This window comes from Blautia sp. DFI.1.216 (genome assembly GCF_020594215.1).
Classification (GTDB): Bacteria; Bacillota; Clostridia; order Lachnospirales; family Lachnospiraceae; genus Blautia_A; species Blautia_A wexlerae.
On record NZ_JAJDML010000020.1, the window covers coordinates 50,120 to 71,234 of the forward strand.

Sequence of the window (21,115 nt, forward strand, 5' to 3'; positions counted from 1 at the left end):
GTCATATAAATGTTCAGTAGCTGAAAAAAGGCGTTGTCAATCAGACTGCAGAAGATTAAAATAGACATAAAAGCAGCTGTTACAACTGTTGTTGATGTAAAGGAGGAAAAGCTTTTATGAACTTAAAGAAATTTGTGCTGGAAGGTAATCCTGTATGCAGAAAGGAAGCTGTGATCGTGGGCGATCATTTCAGGATTACAATGTTGACAACTGCCCTGATCCGTTTTGAGTACAGCGAAGACGGAGGATTTGAGGACAGAGCAACACAGATGGTATGCAATCGTGATTTCCCGGTGCCGGAATTCAGGGTGAGCGATGGCGGTGAGGAATTACATATTTACACCAAAGACCTGGAAATCCACTATGACAGACAGAAATTTTCTCCAAGCGGTCTGATGATACGTGTAGCGGGTGGAAAAGCCAGCGAGCGCGTGTGGCATTATGGTGATGAACCAAAAGATCTGCTGGGAACAGCCAGAACCCTGGATGAAGCAGACGGTGAGATTCCGCTGAGTCATGGAATTATGTCCAGAAACGGTTTTTCAGTGCTGGATGATTCCCACACAATGGCTATGGGCGAAGATGGAATGGTAGAGCCACGTCAGGGAAACAGAGCAGACTTTTATTTCTTTGGATATGGTCACAGATATGTGGAATGTCTGCAGGATTTTTACAGATTATGTGGAAAAACACCTCTGCTTCCAAGATATACGTTCGGAAACTGGTGGAGCAGATATCATAAATATACAGAGACAGAGTACAAAGAACTGGTAGAGCGTTTTGAGAAAGAAGAAGTGCCATTTTCTGTTGCAGTTGTAGATATGGACTGGCATCTGGTAGAGGATGTACCTCCTGTATATGGAAGCGGATGGACAGGATATACCTGGAATAAGAAGTTTTTCCCCAATCCGCCTGAATTTATGGACTGGCTACACAAACATGGATATAAGATCACACTGAACGTACATCCGGCAGATGGAGTGCGTGCTTATGAAGAAGCCTATCCGAGAGTTGCAGAGAAGATGGGAATTGATCCTGCAAGTAAGGAACCGGTACTTTTTGATATGACAGATCCGAAATTCATTGAGACATATTTTGAGGAACTGCATCATCCGATGGAAGAAGAGGGAGTAGACTTCTGGTGGCTTGACTGGCAGCAGGGAACTGTAACCAAGGTTCCGGGACTGGATCCGCTCTGGATGCTGAACCACTATCACTATCTGGACAGCAAGTGGAAAGGAAAACGTGCGCTGACTTTCTCAAGATATGCAGGTCCAGGAAGCCACAGATACCCGGTTGGTTTTTCCGGTGATACGTTCATTACCTGGGAGAGTCTGAAATTCCAGCCATATTTCACAGCAAATGCCAGCAACATCGGTTTTGGATGGTGGAGTCATGATATCGGTGGACATATGTTTGGATACAGAGACGACGAGCTCACTGCAAGGTGGGTACAGCTTGGAGTCTTTTCACCAATGAATCGTCTGCACAGCACAGATAACCCGTTTAATGGAAAAGAACCGTGGAAATACAACCAGATTGTAGAAACAGTAATGAAGAATTTCCTGAAACTGCGTCATAAGCTGGTTCCGTATCTTTACACCATGAACCGTCGTGCAAGCAGAGCGGGACTGCCGCTGGTACAGCCGATGTATTATCTGGAGCCGGAGCGTGAGGAAACCTATGAAGTACCGAACAACTATTATTTCGGCACAGAGATGATGGTATCTCCAATCACAGATAAGCTGGATCCGGTAACAGGACTTGCAGGCGCAAAGACATGGATTCCGCAGGGAATCTGGTATGATTTCTTTAACGGAAGAGCATATAAGGGCGGCAGAAAAGTGGATCTCTGGAGAGATATTTATGAGATGCCGGTACTTGTGCGTGAAGGCAGCATCATTCCACTGAAGGACATGGAAGGATATGATAATTCCATTGAGAATCCTGAGAAACTGGAAGTACTTGTATATCCTGGAGAATCAGGAGAATTTGTACTCTGGGAAGACGGTGGGGACACACCGGAAGACCTGGATGAGAATTGGGTATCCACCAGAATGACGAAGACTGCAGATGAGAATGGAACAGTATTTATTGTAGAAGCTGCACAGGGAAATACAGCAGTGATCCCGCAGAAACGTTCCTGGAAGATCCGCTTCTGCAACATTCAGGACAAACCGCAGGAGGTTACTGTAAACGGACAGGTATATAAGGATGCAGAGTTCGCAGAGGATAAGAAGCTTCATGGAACAATAGTGATCCTCAAGGATGTGCCGGCAGATGCACAGGTGAAGGTTACTTTTGCGGCAGATGCAGCTGTTTATCAGAGAGACTATGCAGAAGAGGTCTATGAGATTCTGGAAAAAGCACAGATTACCTATGCACAGAAGACAGACGTTTATAAAGTAGTGAAAGAGCTGGGTACAGAGGCAGTGCCAGTTCTGGTATCCATGAATTTGAATCCGTCATTGCTTGGGGTACTGATGGAGATTCTTACAATGGGAATTTAACCGAATCAAGCTAGTGTGCCAACAAGTTGATTTCTCGAACAATCTTGCGTCTAAATTTCTTATTTCCGCGTTGTCGTCGGTCGCCGTAGCCACCGCTACGCCTCCTTCCTCCGCCTTGAAATAAGAAAATTTATCCTGCAAGATTGTTTCAAGAATCAACTTGTCGGCACACTAGTTCTCTGCGGTAACACAAAAATCCCGCTCACAGTTGTGTCTTACTGTGAGCGGGATTTCACATTTTAAAAGAAGGAGTGCCGGATCTTGCGATCCGGCAAGTATGAAAAAGAAAAAGTTTTATTATAAATAAAGCGTTTGCTTTATTTGCTTATTAATATACAGGGAAAATGTGTGCAAAATGTGATGGACTGTTGAAGAAATTGTGATTAAATTCTAAAAAACTTATAAAAAAAGAAAAAGACCTGAAAAGGTCTGTAAAAAGAAGGAGGGCCGGACCTTGCGGCCCGGCATAAGTATGAAAAAGAAAAAAGTTAAAAATCTATGTGAAAAAGCATTTGCAACCTGTTTGTAAAGCATTTGCTTTATTTGCTTATTAATATACAGGGAATTTGTGAGCAAAATGTGATGGACTGTTGAAAAAAACGTGATTAAATTCTAAAAAACTTATAAACTGGCAGGAAGAAAACACAAGGTGGAAAACTGAAAATAAGCATTGTAAAAATCCGAACTGTAATTTATAATAAAATTCAATGGTAACGGTTCAATATCTTTACAGTTACAAATAATGAGAAACAAGGAGGAAAACATGAAAAGAGAAACAGTCGTCGTACTGGATTTCGGCGGTCAGTACAATCAGCTGGTTGCCAGACGTGTGAGAGAATGTAACGTATACTGCGAAATCTATTCATACAAGACCGATCTTGAGAAAATCAAGGCAATGAATCCTAAGGGAATCATCCTTACCGGTGGTCCGAACAGCTGCTATGAGGCAGATTCACCTACATGCAATAAAGAATTATTTGAGCTTGGTATTCCTGTTCTGGGACTTTGCTATGGCGCACAGCTTATGATGCATGTTCTGGGCGGAAAAGTTGAGAAAGCAGATGTGAGCGAATATGGAAAGACAGAGGTTCTGGTAGATAAGACAGATTCCAAAATCTTCAAAGACGTATCTGACAAAACAATCTGCTGGATGAGCCACACAGATTACATTTCCCAGGTTGCACCAGGATTTGAGATTGCTGCTCACACAGCAGACTGTCCGGTAGCAACTGCACAGAATGAGGAGAAGAAGCTGTATGCGATCCAGTTCCATCCGGAAGTGCTTCATACAGTAGAAGGAAAGAAGATGCTTTCAAACTTCGTACTTGGTGTATGCGGATGTGCCGGAGACTGGAAAATGGATGCCTTTGTTGAGCATACTATCAGAGAAATCCGCGAGAAGGTCGGAGATGGAAAAGTTCTCCTTGCCCTGTCAGGTGGTGTTGACTCTTCCGTTGCAGCAGGACTTCTTTCCAGAGCAATCGGCAAGCAGCTTACCTGTGTATTTGTAGATCATGGTCTTCTTCGTAAAGATGAGGGAGATGAGGTTGAGGGTGTATTCGGACCAAACGGTCAGTTTGACCTGAACTTTATCCGCGTCAATGCACAGCAGAGATACTATGACAAGCTGGCAGGTGTTACAGAGCCTGAAGCAAAACGTAAGATTATCGGTGAAGAATTTATCCGTATTTTTGAAGAAGAGGCCAAGAAGATTGGTGCGGTAGATTTCCTGGCACAGGGAACTATTTATCCAGACGTTGTAGAGAGTGGTCTGGGCGGAGAGTCCGCAGTGATCAAATCTCACCACAATGTAGGCGGACTTCCGGATTTCGTTGATTTCAAGGAAATCATCGAACCGCTCCGCGACCTTTTCAAGGATGAGGTTCGTAAAGCAGGTCTGGAGCTTGGAATTCCGGAGAGACTGGTATTCCGTCAGCCATTCCCGGGACCGGGACTTGGAATCCGTATTATCGGTGAAGTTACTGCAGAGAAGGTTCGTATTGTACAGGATGCAGATTTCATTTATCGTGAAGAGTTAGACAATGCTGCAGCTGAGTATAAGAAAGAACATGGTGAAGATCCTTCATGGATGCCGAACCAGTATTTTGCAGCACTGACAAATATGCGAAGTGTAGGCGTTATGGGTGACTTCAGAACTTATGATTACGCTGTAGCGCTCCGCGCAGTGAAGACTATCGACTTCATGACAGCCGAATCTGCTGAGATTCCGTATGCAGTACTGAATAAAGTTATGAACCGCATTATTAACGAAGTTAAGGGCGTTAACCGCGTATTCTATGACCTGACCAGCAAGCCGCCGGGTACGATTGAGTTTGAATAGTTGGAGCAGAGCTTCAAAGCCTTTATTTTCAAGGGTTTTGAGGCTCTTTCCTTTTAGAATTGCATTTTGATTGCATTTTTTTATTCAATGGCTCTGTGATAGATTGCTGTATGCTGATTGCTGGTGTAATCGGCAACACTGGTTGTTGCCGGAGTATAAGTGAGAACGCCAGTTAATTTTTTGGCAACTTCCACGTTGGTGTTGGGATATAAATGTCCATAGGTTCCTAACGTGGTCTGTATCTTTTCATGCCCCAGACGTTCTTTAATCAATAAAGGATTTTCTCCCATACTGATGAGCAGGGAAGCATGGGAATGTCTGAGTGCATGAATCTTGATACGGTGTACGCCTGCCAATCCAGCAAGTTTTTCTAAAGCCCGTGGGAGGGTGTGCTTACTGGTGGGAATCCCATTATAGCTTAGTACAAGGTCACAGTCATTTAAAACCTTTTGCTGTACTTCCTGCCATGCTTTTAATTCTTTGATGGTATCTGTGTCAATATAGATAGTGCGAATACTGGCTTGTGTCTTTGGTTCCACAAATTTGTATTCGTCCATTGTTTTATAGTACAGCGTTTTCGTTATACTTAAAAGTCCGGTTTCAAAGTTGATGTCCGACCATTGCAGGGCTGCGGCTTCTCCGATTCTCATTCCAGTCATAAACAGGAGCCAGTATGAAATGAAAAGGTAATGTTCGTAATAATCGCCCTTGTAGAGCAGGGAAATTACCTTTTGAAATTCATCCAGTGTCCAGAAATCCACTTTTGTTTTCTTGCTCTTGATGTTTCCTATCATTCGTGACGGATTTTTCTTTGCAAGACCGAGAACAACTGCTCTGTCAAAGGCAATAGAGAGCATACCTTGTACAATACGGATATAGTTTGGACTAAATTCTTTTGCGAGTTCAAGCTGCCAGTTCTGGACGTTAATGGGTTCTATCTCATCCACCGTCATTTTGTAAAAGTATGAAAAATGCTTCTGAATGGTAGAACGGCGGTTCAGATAGGTACTTTCCTTTACCTGTGTTTTATACCAAGGCAGGTAAGTTTCTTCAATGAACTGTTGAAAGGATAGCTGCTGTTTCTTTTCCGTTAATTCCTCTGTGGATGTCAGCATAAGCTTTGAATATGCTTCTCTAGCTTCCTTTTTTGTCTTGAATCCGCTTTTGTATTTCTGAATCTGTTTTCCGGTAATCGGATGAAAACCTAAGTTTGCTCTAAAATAATAAGTTCCGTTTTCTGCTTTCTTAATAGGGTCTTTTGCCATGATTTCACTCCTTACATAAATGTGCAAGAAGTACAATCAGTTTGATTTATCAGTAAAAGTAATCCCTAGCAATTCTTCCACAGCTTCTCTGGGAACCCTGTCCAGTTTGCGTGACTGATAGTAGGTATGCCCTTTTGAAATCATAAGTTTTTTTGCTTCTCTTATGATGTCTGCTGCGAATGAAGTCCCATAACCCAGTTCTATTAAATCTTTTTTTGTTACTGTAATCATGTTCCTCCTTTCCATAGACCAGATATGGAACCCTCAATATCTGTCTATATTATATCAGATTTTATGGCAAAAGTAATATTAAGATTGTATTTCCTGCAAATAGTTATTTGATTTTGAATGAAAAATTATAATTCAAAATAGTATATAAGCAAGCCGAACAGCTTTCGCTAAAGCTCATGGGAATCTCACCCCTGCATGGTTCTCATCCAGCCGTACCCTTTGTCAGCGGTGCTACATCATCACACAGACTAAGGCTGTACGGAAGTATCATTATCACGATAGAAAGGTCATGGCGGCAGCTTTTGCGGTAAGCTGCTTATGGAACGCTGGCAGGAATCGCTATCCGGTTTCATCCCTCCTTTGGTGGGTCACGGCGTGCCAGCCCAACGGCTCTCTTTCTATCGAAACGTATTCGGCTGCTTTATGCTGCGTTGATTAGACGCTTTCTTTTTCAAGGAACAATCCGGCTTTGTCAGCCTGTTAAAGTGCACTGGTGATAATGCACTTTAATAGACTGGCAAGCTCTGTCTGGGAAGCATGAGCTTGTCCATGCTTCCACAGGAGAGCGTTATTTCTAGTTGGGTTCCCTGATTTCAAAAGATAAAATCTTTGCAATCAGACGTGTTTCCATCCGGCGGCGTAGGGTTTCATCTACAACCATGTGGGTATTCCCGTATTCGTCTTTCATGGGACGCATGGAACGGCTGGCAATAAAACCGCTGTAATGGCGTACAATCTGGTTGACTGCTTCAATGTCACCATCCGCAGCCCTTACAATCACAGGAAACGGAATCATAGGGTGCTTTGCTGTCATGCTTCTTCCTCCATAAATTTTTTGATAAATTCCAGTCCGGCGTGTCTTCTTCTCTGTATGGTAGAACGGTTGACTTCCAGAATTTTTGAAATCTCCGTATCGTCAAATCCAAGAAAATAATATCTCAGGATAACGTCACGTTTCTTTCCATCCAGATTTTCTAATGCTTCTGCTAACAGGTTGTTTTCAATGCGGACAGTAAATCCATCCATTTCAAAAGTATGGAAGTGGGATGGATAGGTGTCTTCGGAAGAAAACAGATTGACGGTGTAATCGTCCATATCACAGAACAGGGTTTCCCGTTTACACTGTCTGGACAACGCTTTGAGATAGTCTTTGCGTTCATCCTCCATAGCGACTTTACAGATGTAATCAAACTGGTTCTCTATGGTTGTCTGAAATTCAGATGGCTTCATCATTGCTCACCCCCTTTCCAGCCTTGAAAGGGAGCGAGTTGATAGGAATCTCTGCTTCTTTCCCCCTTTTCGCTCTTAGTCCCGACAGGACAGGGGGTGCAGTTGCGTTTTGAGAAGAAAAATTTAAAAACTTTTTCTTCCAACTAAAAAAGCACGCAAACAGACGATATTTCTGTTTGTGTGCTTCGATAGTTCTTTCTATGTATTCTGAAAAACCACATTGAGGGTCAGACTTTTCTAGTGTAGGTAGATGGCTTTTTTTAACGGTTTACCGAATGTAGATATATTTAAGAAAATATTTTGCATAGCGGCTTCCTCCTGTAAGCCGCCGGAGCCTAAAAAAAGCTGACTTTAATACAACCTCCATATATTCTGGAAAAAAGAAAGACGGCGGCTTTTGTCAAACCGTCGTCTGGAAAGATTTATGAGATTTTGACGCAAGAAAAGTGTACTGCCAAATAACGGTTTTTTTTATTTCCGTTTCAGCAGCATAGTTTTATCTTTGATACGCATAATAGGAACTGTACAACTATACAATACGTTTTTCTATACCTGTCACTATTATAACAGGAACAGTAAAATGTATGGAGGTGGTGTATTATGCGTAAAAAAGAAGATAAATATGATTTCAGGGCGTTGGGGCTTGCCATAAAAGAAGCCCGTAAAAAACAGGGTTTGACCCGTGAACAGGTGGGAGCAATGATTGAGATTGACCCACGCTATTTAACCAACATTGAGAATAAAGGGCAGCACCCAAGTTTACAGGTGCTTTACGACCTTGTATCTCTGCTGAATGTATCAGTGGATGAGTTTTTCTTGCCTGCCAGCAGTCAGGTGAAAAGCACCAAACGTAGGCAGTTAGAAAACAAAATAGACAATTTCACAGACGCTGACCTTGTTATTATGGAAAGCGTTGCAGATGGTATTGTCAAATCTAAGGAAGTGGGGGAAATGTAAATCCTCCACTTTTGTTTATAATTGCAGTGATATTAGAATTGATACTCTGCAATATTTTTGAAATCATTGTTCAACACATAATATACCTTATTTTTAGCAACGGAATATATAAAAGAAACTCTGGTTGCCCAAAGTCCTTCCTGACGTACTGACCTAAGTACATCAAAGGCGTTGGAAATAGAGAAGTTTTCTCCATATCCTTGCAGTAAATCCTTTGCCTTTTCATATCTGTTATCCCCAGATAAAACATATGGATTAGTCAATTCTGGTTTTAAAATGGAGTAATTTGTTATTAAGGAATATTTTTCTTTTTCCAAGCGATACCCAATCCCCGGTTCAATAATGAGAACACGCCCATTTCTATCCGAAAACATAGCCTGCATAGTAGTGTCAGGTGCATAAGTAATTTTCTTTTTTTTCACTATTTCCAATGAATCGTCAAAAGAGAGATTGCCTTTTATAAAGTTTTCTGTCAAATCAGCTATTGTATAGCATGATTCATTACCGCAAAATTGTGCATTGTCATTTCCATGTACATACAACAATGTGCCAACATTCCCATTTCTATTGATTCCGTGAAAAGAGTGGTACTTATTATCGGACATTTTTATCCCTATAAAAAAACGGTCTTTTTCGGCAATTACAGTATGTTCCCATTCAGAAAGGTCAATATCAAAATTGAACCCAACAATGGTTTCTTTTCCATTATACACAAATCTTGTACACATATTTGTATTTCCTTTCGCAAACTAATTTGAATAGCACAAAAACTAATTACATTAGTAATTTTAAATATTATAAGACTGTTTGTCAATACAAGAGTTCATTTTTTCTAACCAAATTATTGACTTCATTAATTTGATTACTTAAAATGAAGTAAATGATGTGTAGAAAGAGGAAAATGAATATGCGAGTTACAAAAGCCGAAGTTATAAAAACTGCTTCTGATATGGCTGATAGAAATGGACTTCATAATGTTTCTTTGAAAGCTATTGCTGAAAATTTAGGGATTCGTACCCCCTCCTTATATAATCATATAGGAAGTTTGGATGAACTTCTTAGGGAGATAGCACATAGTGGTATGCGTACTATGAATGAAAAAATGATTCGTGCAGCAATCGGTAAGACAGGGGATTCAGCATTAAAATTAGTGGCAGTTGAATATCTTAATTATATGATTGAACATCCCGGTGTTTATGAAATAATTCAATGGGCTAGTTGGAATGGAACAGAGGAAACAGCAATCATTTTTAATGATTATCTATCTTTACTTAAAACACTTATTTGCTCATGTGGCTTTAATCCAGATAAGACCACTGAAATTTTGAACATGGTAACAGGTATGCTTCATGGTTATACAACTTTACAATTAAGATATGCTTTTTCTAATCCTGATAAAGTAAGAAAAGAATTATCCGAAGCAATTGACACACTACTATTGGGAGCTAATCAAAAATATAAAGACTAATGATAAATTTTAAAAAGAAATACTTTATAAGAGAAACGTGCAAATCTCAAATGAGAAATGCACGTTTTTCTATAACTATTTCACAATCTTCCAGTTTTCCCCGTTCTTTTCCAGCACAAGGTCAAACTGCGATACCTGTGTTGTCATGGTCTGGTTATCCAGATATTTCACTGCAAGGGAAGCTGTCACCTGATTTCCGTTTCGATTGTAAACTGGATTCACCAGTTCCGAGAAAATGTATTCTTTCCCCACAGGTTTCAGTACGCCCTCATTCACATAATAGGTCAGCTCCTTTGCGGTTGCCGTAGGGTACAGCTTGAAAAAGGTGGTGAGAAATTCGTTGATTTCCTCTGTGGTGATGGAATCCACCGTACCGTCACTTTGTACCGCTTTGGGAGTGTAACCGGATTTTACGGGAACACTGGTAATGGTTGGATTCTGGATAATCGTCAGGTTTCCAGAGCCGTCCACATAGACGGTCACCTGATAAGCGGAACGGACAGTTTTACCGGATTCTCCCTCTGTGATATGCTGTTCCACCGTATAGGTCACTTGATAATGCTGCTCCTTTTCTTCTGTGATTTCCCATATCTGAAAATCAGTCAGGGCAGACGATACTGGGATGTCTTTTCGGACAGTATCTACATTCAGGGCTTGCAGCTCTCCGGTGAGATAGCCTTTTAAAGCATTTGTCCGGTTATCAATGGAAGCGGCGGACTGTTCCCATGAATAGTAGACTTCTGCGAAATTCTTCACAAAATTCTCTATCTTGTGGGTGTCGAGGATTTGTTCCTCAATTACTTTGGTTTCATGGACAGTATGAATGTCTATCGCCGTGAAATTCTTATAGACGGCAAACAGGAAGCTCACTGCCAGCAGCACCCACAGGGCAATCACAGTTTTTTTGTGGGTATTGACTTTGTAAACTTTCAGTTTCTTTTCTTTCTGCTTTTTCTGGTTTTCCTCTTTTCTAATCTGAATCATATCGGTTCATCCTTTCTTATTGTTTGATTCGTCCGGCTCCGGCAAGGTGCTGTTGCCAGTAAGAGCCTGTCAGGTCTGCGTAGCCAATGGGATTTCCGGCATGGTACATCCGGTTATTTCCCACATACAGCCCCACATGGGTGATGTAGGTTCCGGCGTTGTAGGTGGAGTGGAAAAAGACCAAATCCCCTGCATTTGCTTCGGACAGGGGGATATGTTGCGTCACATTGTACTGTTCCTGTGCTGTCCGTGGCAGGGCGATTCCTGCCTTGCCATAGCACCACTGCACCAGTCCAGAACAGTCAAAGGAAGTGGATGGGGAATCGCCCCCGTACACATACGTCCAGCCCTCATACTTTAAGGCTTCCTCCATGATAGCCTGTACCGTTTCATCATCAAACTGTGCCACGGTCAGGTATTGCGATACCAAGAGGACATAGAACATATTTCCATAGGAATACCGCCAGCCCCCGTTTTTCTCTACCGCAACAGGGTTGGTGTAGGTGACTTTCTTTCCGCCGGATTTGTCCCTTGCGAAGCTCTCTGCCAGTTCAAAAGTGTACTTTTTCCCACGTCCTGCCACATAGTCTAGGAAACCGCCGCCGTAGTTGTAGGACTGAATCACACTGTTTAAGTCACAGCCCTTTGTTTCTGCCGCTGCGAGCAGTTCCGAGAAATACTTGCAGCCTTGTTTGATGGATTCCTCTGTACTAAGGGAGTTCGGGGGAAGCCCCAGAGATTCCGAGGACTGCATAACGTCTTCCAGTGTGCCGCCGGATTCCACCTGAATGATGGCGAGCAGCACATTTAAGTATTCCTCTATGCCATATTCCCTTGCATACTTTTCCAGCATAGGTTTATGAGCGAGGACTTCCTGTGATACGCTCACGCCCCCATAGATAAGATTTCCGTCGCTTCCTCCGTCTTCCTCATCCGAGAAGACAATCACCACCAAAAGGAGCAGGGAGAACATCATCACGAACACGCCGGAACAGGCAAAGAAAAGGTGTCTTAATTTCATGGTTTCTCCCCTTTCTTTTGTTTGGCAGCCGCTTTTACCGTTTTTGTCCACTCCTTTCTGGCGGTGGTACGCCGGATGGTAAAGTTTGATTCTTTTACCGCAGGGGCAGCCCGTTTTCTTTCCGGTATCACAGGAGCCGTATCATTTTGGACAGGTCTTGCCGGACGGGGAGCAGCCGGTGTGATAGTGGGAGCCGCCTTTTGTCTTTCATCCGACTGGGATAGGGAAGCAGATGGGACTATCTGGCGTTCTGTCCTTACAAGAGGCGTTTGTTCATGGTGGATAGAAGCCGCTTTTACCACCGGAACCGAAGCCCGTTCCGCCACAGTTCCCCCATAAGGAACCTGTCCCCGTTCCCTGATGGATGAGGAAGCAGGCTGCATGGCTGGTTTTCCTGCATGAGCGGTATCTGCATGATGTCGGAAATCTTCTGGCTGCTTTGCAGTAACAGGGCGTTCATGGATAGGAGCCGCCCCTTTGGGTGCTTCGGAAGCTGTCTTTTGCGGCTGTTTTGCCTGTTCCAGTTCTGCCCTGCGTTCTGCAATGGTCTGTCTGCGGCTTTCTGCCTGTGCATTTCGTTGTTCCGCTCTGGCAGTTCGGGTCTGGGTCACACTGGAAGTAAAATCCCTTACGCCCTCTGATACCTGTGTTTTCCCGTGGTAAAGGGCGTACTTTGCATTGACAGGCAAATCTTTTGCCTGCTCCCGAAGCTGTCCGGCAGTATCGGCTATCTTATCTTTGGTATCTGCCGCCGCACCCACCGCAGAGCCAGCCCGTTTCCATGCGGATTCCTTTTCCGGTGCTGCCTGTCCGTCTGGTCTGCTGTGGTCTGCCTGTGTCTGTTTGGAAGCGCCGGAGTGGGAAGCAGTTCTCTGGTCTGAGCCAGCCTGTTTTCCTGCGTGGTATGCAGCCGTTCCAGCCCCAAGAGCTGCCACGGAACGTCCTAACTTATGCTGTAAACGGTGCATATGGGCGTGCATGAGCATACGGGGTCTTCGCATGATACGGCTCCCCATGCTTTGGGAATCGCCGCTCTGTAAGGAGAACATCCCCATCAAATCCCCTAGCTTGAAATAGATTCCGGCAAAGGTCACTATCTGCAAGAACGCTGTCAGGAAGAACGGATATTCCCCAGACAGGTTATAGAGCATGGTGGAAATGCTGAACGCTACCGTGATAATCAGGGTGATTCCGGCTCTGGTAAGGATGGTGTTGAACAGTTTCGTAATGGCACGCTTTGACATCCCCTCAAAAGAGGGAACCATGCTAAGGAGGAAGCTCACAGGCAGGAACATGGCGTAAATGATAAAAAGCACCTGTGAGAAAATCATTATCCCCGTGAGCAGGAATACAAAAATGGAGATACCGATATTGAAGATAAATAGGAAGAAGACGGTTCCCAAGCGGTTGATGGTCTTTGTGATGGTAAGGTTGGTGTTTTCCCTGTCTTCGATTTCCTCCACCACGATTTCTTCCCTGTCCTGCCCGTTGTTTTCGTCTGGGCTGGTTGAGAGCAGGCTTTCCACACGGTCAGCCCCAATGCTTTCCACATCCGAGTTGCCGTATTGCAGCAGGAGCCACGGCTGCTTGACCTGAATGGAAAACAGGCTGTCCCGTATCAAATCCACACTGTCTTTTCCTTGACTTTCCGAGTTCGGCAGCACAATCTTTGTACCAAGGGTCAGGCTGGCATTGCTGATGTCTGCGGAAAATTCATTGATTTTCCCGATATAATCAGGGGCATAAGCGATAAAGGCAGCGGACAGCACGAACACCACCACGAAGTTCACAACGGCATGGATGGCTTTTGTGGTTTCCCGTTTGATAAGCCCTGTGTAGGCAACGTAAATCCCCACCACCAGAATGAGAATCAGCAGGAACCCGACATAAAATCCCTCCGAGGATAAGCCGCCAGTGGTAACGCCTGCAAGGGTCTGCATATTTTTCCCAATGGAATCCGCCGTAGAGGAAATGAAATCCAGTGAGTAGGCTTCCTGAATCAGATACCCTGTGGCGTTGGAAAGGTACAAGCTGATTGTCCAGATAAAATTTGTGATGGCATACAGCCCGTACATCACCTGTTTTCCGATACCGTCCAGCCAGTTCCACGGGAGCCAGTCCCATCCGCTGTCCACATAAAAATCAAGCTGGTAGTTGTCCAGAGGATATTTGCTGTATTCGTTGGCAGCATCCACCGTATCATCCACCAGTCCGGCAGCGTGGGCGGCTGTGCCGAAGACTGCAAGCAGCAGGAGGATGAGCAGGAGTGCCAGAAGCACCCTGCCAATCACTTTTCCTGCCGTCTTCCAAGACAAGCCCTTTTTTGTGTGATGAGGAACTGGGAATTGCGGTCGGTTGGAAGTTCTATGTATCACCATCATTCCACCTCTTTTCTTACGGGCGGTCTGGTATCAAAGGCGTGGAACAGGTCTTCAAAGATAGGATGGAACTGTATCACGCCCACACGCCCGTACAAATCACTGATAAGGCACTGTCCGTTTTCCAAGTCACGGAGCCGCTTCTGGTTGTTTTCATCTTCGGAATCCACCCCGAAAAAGGCGAGGGTCTTTTTGATTTCGTTGATGTCCGTGGAACGGAACGCAAACTTCAAGCCCAGATTGTTTTTCAGTTTTTCATCCAGCAAATCGTCCGTGTTCTGGGTGACAAAATAAACGCCTGCGTTCATGGCACGTCCGGCACGAACCAGCTTCATGGAAAGGGTCTTGCCCTGTGCCACCTGTAAGAAGCTCCATGCTTCATCCAAATCCACAATCTTAAACACGCTGCGGTCGGTGTGGATGAAGTCGAGGGCAAAGGTGCTGATTACAATGAGCATTGCCACGGAAAGCAGCTCCATCGTGGTGTATTCTTCAAATGAGGTTTCCTTATCCGGCAGCACCAAATCCGCTACCTGAATGATGTTGAGCTGCTTTTCAAGGCTGATGGACTGTGTGACATCCCCATCCGAAAAGAGCAGGTGTGCAAAGTCATAGTCCGTAAAGGATTCGATATGGTCGGCTATGCTGGTGCTGATGGTGGTTCCCTCCGCCCGTAGTTCCTCAATCACTTTGAAAAGCCCCCGTTCTTCACTGTTTGTTACTGCACGAATAGCTTTCCGAAGAACAGGAAACTTCTCCCCGTCACGGCTGGAAATGCCGGTTAAAAAGGTCAGGATGTCGATTGCCAGTGATTCAGAATCCTTTGGGTTCTCCATAATCACATACGGGTCAAGTAAGCCCCTGTTCTGTTCCTCCGAAGTCAGGTTTACGATATTGATTTCATGGGCGATTTCCGGCAGGGTTTCTTTCCAGCGTCCCCGTTCCGCTTTCGGGTCAACAATGAGAGCCTGTGCCCCAAATAATACGGAATAATAGACAATCATGTTGTTACTGAATGATTTTCCACCGCCGAGGGAGCCGACAAAAGCGGCAGCAAGGGCGTTGGTGACGGAGCCTTTTACCCCTTGACTGGCAAGGGCAGGCTTTAAGTACACGTTTCTTCCTGTATCAAGACTGTACCCTATATAAATACCCTCCGTTTCCCCCAACATCTGGGTTGCCCCGAAGCCAAGACCAGCGAGGAAGTCGCTGGTGACATACTGGATGTAATCGTTCAGATACCGTTTGCTGGCAGGGAGAAATTCCCCATGCAGCCCCAGCATATCCCCAAAGGGGCGAACCAGTTTCACGTTCAAATCGTCATAAAAATCTTTCACCTCATTGCAACGTCGTTTCAGTTCTTCCAAGTCGGGAGCCGTCACACGCACCACATAGGACAGCTTATACATGGATTCCTTGCTCTGGTCTAAGGTGGATTCCAGCTCATTCACGCTGTCTAAAGCGTCCACCACGTTTGTACTGGTTTCGCTGTCATTCTGCCATGCATGGTTGTCCAAATCTTTCAGCTCTTTTTTCTTGTTCCGCACCGTGGAGAGGGCTTTCCGGTTTGTCACAATCTCCACATTCATAGAGGTATCAATGGGAAAGGTGAATTGCTGCTGTTGATAGTAAAAGATTTCCGAGGATGGGAAGTCCAGTTCCCCTACAATGCTGTTGATGGTAAAGTAGGCGGCATACACTGTCCCGTCTTCCTGTTCGATTTTCAGATACCGCTGGTTTTCCTCTATCAGACAACGGGTGGGTTTGATGAGGTCATAGTATTTCACCAGTGTTTCCTCCTGAAACCGCTTCTTCGGCAGGTAATACTCATAATCTTCGTAGGCGGTTCCGGTCTGTCCGTATAAATGCTCAATCAGATAACCAAAATCGTCCTTATCAAGCCGCCGGACTTTAAAGCGGCGTGAGATTTTACTTTCCAACAGTTTTTCCATCTTCTGAAACCGCCAGATTTCCTCATTGCTCATGGAAACAAAATCCCCCATGAGCTTGTGGTTGACTTCATGGAGGAAGTCGGAAACAGCGGTCTTTGCTTCCCTGCGAAACTGCTTCATAGTGACTTCCTGCTCATTAACAAGCAGCTTGAAGCCGATAAAAAAGCGGTAGTCCACCTGATTTTCCCCTATCATGGAAATCAGGGCTTCGGTCTGTGCGTCAATCTTTGCATAGGCAACATCCTTTAACTTGCCCGTCACTTCCTGTTTGGAGCGTTCCTGTGCCGCCCGTATGCTGGATTCTGTGCTGATTTGCAGGGCGTGAATCTTTCCGTCCCTGTTCTGGGCGATAAGCTGCCGGAATGAATCGTGTACCTGATATTTCTGTTCGGGGCTTAAAAAGGAATAGTTGTAGGGAAGCAGCTCATAGTAAGCGAAGCACTCCCCGTCATGGTTGAACACAAGGTTATTTTCGATATACTTAATCGGATATGCCATAAATATCACTCCTTACTGCCGTGATGGGCTGTGCCGGATATTCCTTTTCCAGCTTCACGGGCTTTCCTGCATACGTCAGTTTCGGGCGTACCAGATATGCCAGTACGGATTTCAGGAAGCCGTAAGGCTTCTTCCCGTCAAAGGTCTTCTGGCACATGAACCAAGTGAGGGCAAAGGGTACGCCGAAGTATTTCAAAAATGCTCCGTCAATGAATGAAAGGGGAGGGAGGTTCCCCAAGAGCATAACTGCAAACACCGATACCACGAACCACGCCATCTGTGTGAACGTGATGGGGAATGGCAGCTTAAAATCATTGATGGAATAGAGTACCTTTTCCACCGACCAGATACTGGTATAGCTTCGTATTTTCTTCATGTTGTCCGTCCTTTCTAAAAGATGGGGGCAGCAAAAGAGCCGCCCCTGAATAAAAAAATCCGCCTGTATTTCCTGAAAGAGATACAGACGGAGCTACCGTAAGATTTCATATACGCCGTGGTTCGTGACAACAAAGGTTCCATCCAATTCCATGTCACGCCCATAGGCTGCATAGTCGATATAGTTTTGTAAGTGTGCCGGAAGTTCGCCAAGCTGTCCGCTTTCTTCCAGATAGTAGCGAGCCACATCTGCCATATCATCACAGCCGGAATGGCAGATAATATCATCTTCATGCTCACAGAGTTCTTCGATACTGCCAAAGTAGGATTGCAGCTCTGATAGTTCCTCCTGAATGTATTCCGGTAAGTCCTCCACCATTTCACACAGGCGGTTGATTTCCTCAATGGGGGTATATTCGTCAATCTCAAAGGGCAACTCATAGTCATGGATGGCGTATTCCTCATATTCATCATTCAAACCGATACGTTCCTTGACTTCCTCAAAGTCCACAGGCGGCGTGAACCATGCCCCGACCAGTTCGCCCTCATTGTATTTGCCTAAGTTGGCAATGTAAATCCGCATTTCTTCCACAGTGTCACCTCCATTCTCTGTAATGCTCTTTTTGGGGAGTTACGCTCCCCAAGCCCCTAGTGGACTTCCGCCATGAAGCAATCAGAGCTTGCTCCATAACGGAAGTGTAACAAGGGTTTCCTATGCACCGATAATCTTATTGAACAGTTCCAGCAAGATGTCCTTTACACCGTCCGCATTGAAGACCAGACCGACCGCTACAAGGGACACCACCAGAAAACCGATAAGTTTGGAAAATTCCCTCTTAAATCCGAGATACAGTCCAATCACCACGATTGCCAGCAGCACAAGGGACTGGGCGTTGGATAAAAACCAGTTGTAAAGATTCTGTCCGAAATTCATAAAAGCTCCTTTCTTTCCTGTAAGATTCCTTATGTTTCAAGATTGCCGCCGTTAAAGCACCACCTCCTTTGCAGCAGCGGCTTGCTGCTTCAGGATTTTTTCGTGCTTCTCCGTCAGCTTTGCATGGGTGATGATGTCATGGACAATCTGGGTGTGGTTCATCTTATCCAGACGGAGAGCCAGCTTTAACGTGGGTGCTACCTGATGGGAGAGCCAGTGCAGGGTGCGTTCAAAGGAATAGGGTTCCGGTTTGGTTGTCAGTTTCAGACTTCCCCTGTGTTCCCCTATAAACCACGCCCATTCCTCATTGATACGCCAGTCAGAACGGGGCTTTGCATTGTCCCTGTCCACGAACCGGACATAGCGGTTGATGATTTGAAAGGCTGTCCGTTCTGGATTGTCATGTTCTAACAGGTCACGGATGGCGTAAAAGGCACGCTCATTTTTCAGCCGGATTTCAAAGCGGTTCTTTACCTCTGCGTCTTCAATGGGAATATCGTGCTTTTTGTACTGCTCATAGTCCTTTTCGTAAATGCAGAAGTACACCTCACTTTGGAGGGAGCCGATATACAGGGTGTTCCCCATACATTCTTTTTCCTCACGCCGTACCAGTTCACCGCTGCGGTAGCTTTTGAAGCTGCGGAAGACCGAGATACATTCCTCATTCCGGCACTTCTCTGTCAGATGGGGAATGTTCAGGATTCCCGTTTTATCATTGATGGCAAGGTCAAGCCGCTTCATCACGCCGTCCTCCATGAGAACATCCATGAAAAATTCATACCAGCTCCGTTCCTGTGCCAGCAGATAGCTTTCAAACTGGCGGCAGCCACGCCCTTTCAGTTCTAGCAGCACCCCTTTTTCCAATTCCGGCGATACCAGAACGAAAATATCACCCAGATAGTAATGCTCTGTGTACGAGTAGAAGCCGTAGTCTTCATAGATAAAGTAAGATAGCTTTAGCCGCAGCACGTCTTCCACGATATGCTTCACATCCGTAGTGGGGAAGCGAATCCGCACATAGTCAAAGAGCATTTCAAGGGGATTGTCTGGATTGAAGCGTTCCAGAGCTTCCGTGATGGCTTCCTGTAATGCTTCGGATGGGTGAGCCTTGCCCGTTTCAATATCGCTCAGGTACGGACGGGTGATTCCGGCAGCTAAGGCAAGTTTCTGTTGTGAGATACCGTAAACTTCCCGTTTCTCTTTGCTATCCCGTACCCATGTTTCTTCATTCAGTGAAAATCCCTCCTGTCTAAAAAGCGTATGTCAACTTTCAGAGCCTTGTTGACACACGCCGGATAGGGGAAAATCCCTTGTGTACCGTGGGATTCTGCCCTGTTGTTTGGTTGTTGCCTGTCGATTTGTACCCCTCTGTTAGATACGAGGGGTTCATGCTGGCGTGCCTTGCGGCACACCAGCCACAGCAGGTCAGTCCGTTTCTGCGGCTTCCGCTCCGCACGCCGCCTGCACTCCCTGCCTGCTGTCTATGAGCTTTTTAATTTCTTTGAGGAAATCGTGTCCTTTTGGTACAAGGGGCGTATAAAATTCCGAAATAACGCTGGTTCCCACATCCACATAGCCACGCCCTTTTATCTGCTTTAGGAAGAAGTCCTTTGTGGTTTCCCCGAACATCATCCCATAGCCCATTTCCGACATCCGCCCCAGAGCTACACGGAAATTGAACTGGTCACGGATTCCATCCCCCAGATACTTTGCGTCCGGACGTTGGCAGGCGAGAATCAGGAAGAAGCCAGCCTGCCGCCCAAGCATAACGATTTGTTTTAATTTGTTGAGGACAGCAGCGTTTTCCTTTGTGCCGAGCATTTCCATAAATGCCACATATTCATCAAAGATAAGGAAATGTGCCGGAAGTCCTAAGTAAGCGTAGTTTTCCCCTGTCCGGTAATTCTCCATGAGCTTCATGTCTTCGCTGCGTTTCATCATTTCTTCATAGAAATGGTCAATGCAGGCGAGCATATCTTCCTTTTTGTAGTACACATCCGGCATAACCGCCTGCAAATCCGCAAGGTCGGCGTTCTTCGGGTCTAACACGAACAGGACGGCGTTGGTGCGGAGCAGGGCTTCAATGAGGGTCAGGATGAAATAAGTCTTTCCGCCGCCGGTTCCTCCGGCAATGAGCATATGGGGGAGCTTGTCATACTCCCACCAGACATTTTCCATAAGCCGGAGCCTGCCGTCCTTTGCCTGTACATCCTCAATGGAGATACGGTTGGCAATGGTATCATAGAGCAGGGTGTACTCCACATAGGAATCCTTTAATTCCTTATCCGTCAGTTCACAGTACAAGCCGCTTTCCAGCTTTTTCTCCAAGTTTAAGAGCTGTTCCTGATATTTCCCTAAGGTGATTTCTACACGGATATGGAGCAAGCCCTGTTTCATCCGGTAGTAGATTTTGGGAAAGTAAGTGATGGTTTCTTTGGAACGGCTGGAAGACAAGTCCTTGAAAAAAACGTCTTCTTTTCTCTGCTCTGATTCATACCACTTGTTTTCCAACACCATCCTTGCCAGCTTTTGACGGTGGATGAGCTGCTTTACTTCATCCCTGCGGTATCGCCAGAACAGAAGAACGGCTGCAAGACACACCAGCCCTGCCACGCCCATGCTGAATAACAGGTAAGGGATATTTACATCCTGTACTATCTGGGAGAGGGACACTTCCTGCCAGTTGGTTCCGGCAATCTGCCGGATATGAAACAGCAGGACAACCAGCAGGAAGACAGGGAACAGGGCGGCAAGGGCAGTATGGAACACAAGGTCTTTATCCGTGGGGCGGATACGTTTTCCACGGGGAAAAAGCTGTTTCATGGGAAAGTTCTCCTTTTTAAGAATATGAAAAGCAGATAACTCAATAAAAATGAATTATCTGCTTTATGGTTTAATATGAATTTTGTATAATAGACACCACTTTACAACTTTTTAGTTTTAAAACAGAAACATTGTGTTTTATTGAATA

18 protein-coding genes are annotated in these 21,115 nt (G+C 45.1%); 4 read left to right on the plus strand and 14 right to left on the minus strand.

The features are described from left to right. Positions 1–116: 116 nt before the first annotated feature. On the plus strand, positions 117–2,510 hold the full coding sequence (locus LJE11_RS09665; protein ID WP_177968092.1) for a glycoside hydrolase family 31 protein: 2,394 nt from the start codon (positions 117–119) through the stop codon (positions 2,508–2,510). Positions 2,511–3,273: 763 nt separating this feature from the next. Next, positions 3,274–4,851 carry a glutamine-hydrolyzing GMP synthase gene (guaA, locus tag LJE11_RS09670; protein ID WP_055060345.1) on the plus strand — a complete coding sequence of 526 codons (1,578 nt, stop codon included), beginning with the start codon at positions 3,274–3,276 and terminating at the stop codon, positions 4,849–4,851. An 80-nt stretch (positions 4,852–4,931) separates the two neighbouring features. Here guaA and LJE11_RS09675 read toward each other — a convergent pair whose 3' ends face one another. From LJE11_RS09675 to LJE11_RS09690, 4 genes are all read right to left on the minus strand, one after another. Further along, the gene (locus LJE11_RS09675; RefSeq protein ID WP_227295903.1) at positions 4,932–6,116 is read right to left on the minus strand and encodes a site-specific integrase; all 1,185 of its coding nucleotides are present in this window, start codon (positions 6,114–6,116) and stop codon (positions 4,932–4,934) included. A 36-nt stretch (positions 6,117–6,152) separates the two neighbouring features. After that, entirely contained in the window at positions 6,153–6,347 is a 195-nt protein-coding gene (locus LJE11_RS09680) for a DUF3173 domain-containing protein (protein WP_011861908.1), read from the minus strand. A 574-nt stretch (positions 6,348–6,921) separates the two neighbouring features. Continuing rightward, positions 6,922–7,161, minus strand: coding sequence for a helix-turn-helix domain-containing protein (locus LJE11_RS09685; protein WP_117761128.1), 240 nt, complete (start codon positions 7,159–7,161; stop codon positions 6,922–6,924). Next, the gene (locus LJE11_RS09690; protein ID WP_119245854.1) at positions 7,158–7,580 is read right to left on the minus strand and encodes an RNA polymerase sigma factor; all 423 of its coding nucleotides are present in this window, start codon (positions 7,578–7,580) and stop codon (positions 7,158–7,160) included. Before LJE11_RS09690 ends, LJE11_RS09685 begins: the two co-directional genes overlap by 4 nt. A gap of 597 nt (positions 7,581–8,177) precedes the next feature. Between LJE11_RS09690 and LJE11_RS09695 the strand changes: the two genes are divergently transcribed. Beyond that, complete coding sequence (locus LJE11_RS09695; RefSeq protein ID WP_009009558.1) at positions 8,178–8,534, plus strand: helix-turn-helix domain-containing protein; 357 nt, start codon at positions 8,178–8,180, stop codon at positions 8,532–8,534. 32 nt (positions 8,535–8,566) lie between these two features. On the opposite strand, the gene LJE11_RS09700 is transcribed toward LJE11_RS09695, so the two are convergent. After that, complete coding sequence (locus LJE11_RS09700; protein WP_009009559.1) at positions 8,567–9,262, minus strand: hypothetical protein; 696 nt, start codon at positions 9,260–9,262, stop codon at positions 8,567–8,569. 179 nt (positions 9,263–9,441) lie between these two features. Between LJE11_RS09700 and LJE11_RS09705 the strand changes: the two genes are divergently transcribed. Beyond that, the gene (locus tag LJE11_RS09705; protein ID WP_020994406.1) at positions 9,442–10,002 is read left to right on the plus strand and encodes a TetR/AcrR family transcriptional regulator; all 561 of its coding nucleotides are present in this window, start codon (positions 9,442–9,444) and stop codon (positions 10,000–10,002) included. A 75-nt stretch (positions 10,003–10,077) separates the two neighbouring features. Here LJE11_RS09705 and LJE11_RS09710 read toward each other — a convergent pair whose 3' ends face one another. The 9 genes from LJE11_RS09710 to LJE11_RS09750 all read right to left on the minus strand — a co-directional run bounded on the left by LJE11_RS09710 (position 10,078) and on the right by LJE11_RS09750 (position 20,967). Continuing rightward, positions 10,078–10,986 (minus strand): conjugal transfer protein, encoded by a 909-nt coding sequence (locus LJE11_RS09710; RefSeq protein ID WP_118633419.1) that lies wholly within the window; start codon positions 10,984–10,986, stop codon positions 10,078–10,080. A gap of 16 nt (positions 10,987–11,002) precedes the next feature. Next, the gene (locus LJE11_RS09715) at positions 11,003–12,007 is read right to left on the minus strand and encodes a bifunctional lytic transglycosylase/C40 family peptidase (protein ID WP_118633420.1); all 1,005 of its coding nucleotides are present in this window, start codon (positions 12,005–12,007) and stop codon (positions 11,003–11,005) included. Then, positions 12,004–14,385 (minus strand): CD3337/EF1877 family mobilome membrane protein, encoded by a 2,382-nt coding sequence (locus LJE11_RS20355; protein WP_118633421.1) that lies wholly within the window; start codon positions 14,383–14,385, stop codon positions 12,004–12,006. Before LJE11_RS20355 ends, LJE11_RS09715 begins: the two co-directional genes overlap by 4 nt. After that, positions 14,385–16,835, minus strand: coding sequence for an ATP-binding protein (locus LJE11_RS09725; RefSeq protein WP_118633422.1), 2,451 nt, complete (start codon positions 16,833–16,835; stop codon positions 14,385–14,387). The genes LJE11_RS20355 and LJE11_RS09725 overlap by 1 nt, the downstream gene beginning before the upstream one ends. Next, entirely contained in the window at positions 16,819–17,211 is a 393-nt protein-coding gene (locus LJE11_RS09730) for a conjugal transfer protein (RefSeq protein WP_005427021.1), read from the minus strand. Before LJE11_RS09730 ends, LJE11_RS09725 begins: the two co-directional genes overlap by 17 nt. A gap of 93 nt (positions 17,212–17,304) precedes the next feature. Next, positions 17,305–17,793: an antirestriction protein ArdA gene (locus tag LJE11_RS09735; RefSeq protein WP_182465686.1), complete on the minus strand. Its 489-nt coding sequence runs from the start codon at positions 17,791–17,793 to the stop codon at positions 17,305–17,307. A 129-nt stretch (positions 17,794–17,922) separates the two neighbouring features. Then, positions 17,923–18,144 (minus strand): hypothetical protein, encoded by a 222-nt coding sequence (locus LJE11_RS09740; RefSeq protein ID WP_002570387.1) that lies wholly within the window; start codon positions 18,142–18,144, stop codon positions 17,923–17,925. Between the two features lie 51 nt (positions 18,145–18,195). Beyond that, positions 18,196–19,377, minus strand: a complete 1,182-nt coding sequence (gene mobT, locus LJE11_RS09745) for a MobT family relaxase (protein ID WP_118633424.1) — start codon at positions 19,375–19,377, stop codon at positions 18,196–18,198. A gap of 192 nt (positions 19,378–19,569) precedes the next feature. After that, a complete protein-coding gene (locus LJE11_RS09750; RefSeq protein WP_144092051.1) occupies positions 19,570–20,967 on the minus strand; it encodes an FtsK/SpoIIIE domain-containing protein in 1,398 nt (465 codons plus the stop codon). Between the last annotated feature and the right edge of the window lie 148 nt (positions 20,968–21,115).

Bases quoted from the DNA above. Each gene is read 5' to 3' on its own strand.
- LJE11_RS09665 (WP_177968092.1), top strand. From the start codon at position 117: ATGAACTTAAAGAAATTTGTGCTGGAAGGTAATCCTGTATGCAGAAAG.
- guaA (WP_055060345.1), top strand. From the start codon at position 3,274: ATGAAAAGAGAAACAGTCGTCGTACTGGATTTCGGCGGTCAGTACAAT.
- LJE11_RS09675 (WP_227295903.1), bottom strand. From the start codon at position 6,116: ATGGCAAAAGACCCTATTAAGAAAGCAGAAAACGGAACTTATTATTTT.
- LJE11_RS09680 (WP_011861908.1), bottom strand. From the start codon at position 6,347: ATGATTACAGTAACAAAAAAAGATTTAATAGAACTGGGTTATGGGACT.
- LJE11_RS09685 (WP_117761128.1), bottom strand. From the start codon at position 7,161: ATGACAGCAAAGCACCCTATGATTCCGTTTCCTGTGATTGTAAGGGCT.
- LJE11_RS09690 (WP_119245854.1), bottom strand. From the start codon at position 7,580: ATGATGAAGCCATCTGAATTTCAGACAACCATAGAGAACCAGTTTGAT.
- LJE11_RS09695 (WP_009009558.1), top strand. From the start codon at position 8,178: ATGCGTAAAAAAGAAGATAAATATGATTTCAGGGCGTTGGGGCTTGCC.
- LJE11_RS09700 (WP_009009559.1), bottom strand. From the start codon at position 9,262: ATGTGTACAAGATTTGTGTATAATGGAAAAGAAACCATTGTTGGGTTC.
- LJE11_RS09705 (WP_020994406.1), top strand. From the start codon at position 9,442: ATGCGAGTTACAAAAGCCGAAGTTATAAAAACTGCTTCTGATATGGCT.
- LJE11_RS09710 (WP_118633419.1), bottom strand. From the start codon at position 10,986: ATGATTCAGATTAGAAAAGAGGAAAACCAGAAAAAGCAGAAAGAAAAG.
- LJE11_RS09715 (WP_118633420.1), bottom strand. From the start codon at position 12,007: ATGAAATTAAGACACCTTTTCTTTGCCTGTTCCGGCGTGTTCGTGATG.
- LJE11_RS20355 (WP_118633421.1), bottom strand. From the start codon at position 14,385: ATGGTGATACATAGAACTTCCAACCGACCGCAATTCCCAGTTCCTCAT.
- LJE11_RS09725 (WP_118633422.1), bottom strand. From the start codon at position 16,835: ATGGCATATCCGATTAAGTATATCGAAAATAACCTTGTGTTCAACCAT.
- LJE11_RS09730 (WP_005427021.1), bottom strand. From the start codon at position 17,211: ATGAAGAAAATACGAAGCTATACCAGTATCTGGTCGGTGGAAAAGGTA.
- LJE11_RS09735 (WP_182465686.1), bottom strand. From the start codon at position 17,793: ATGCGGATTTACATTGCCAACTTAGGCAAATACAATGAGGGCGAACTG.
- LJE11_RS09740 (WP_002570387.1), bottom strand. From the start codon at position 18,144: ATGAATTTCGGACAGAATCTTTACAACTGGTTTTTATCCAACGCCCAG.
- LJE11_RS09750 (WP_144092051.1), bottom strand. From the start codon at position 20,967: ATGAAACAGCTTTTTCCCCGTGGAAAACGTATCCGCCCCACGGATAAA.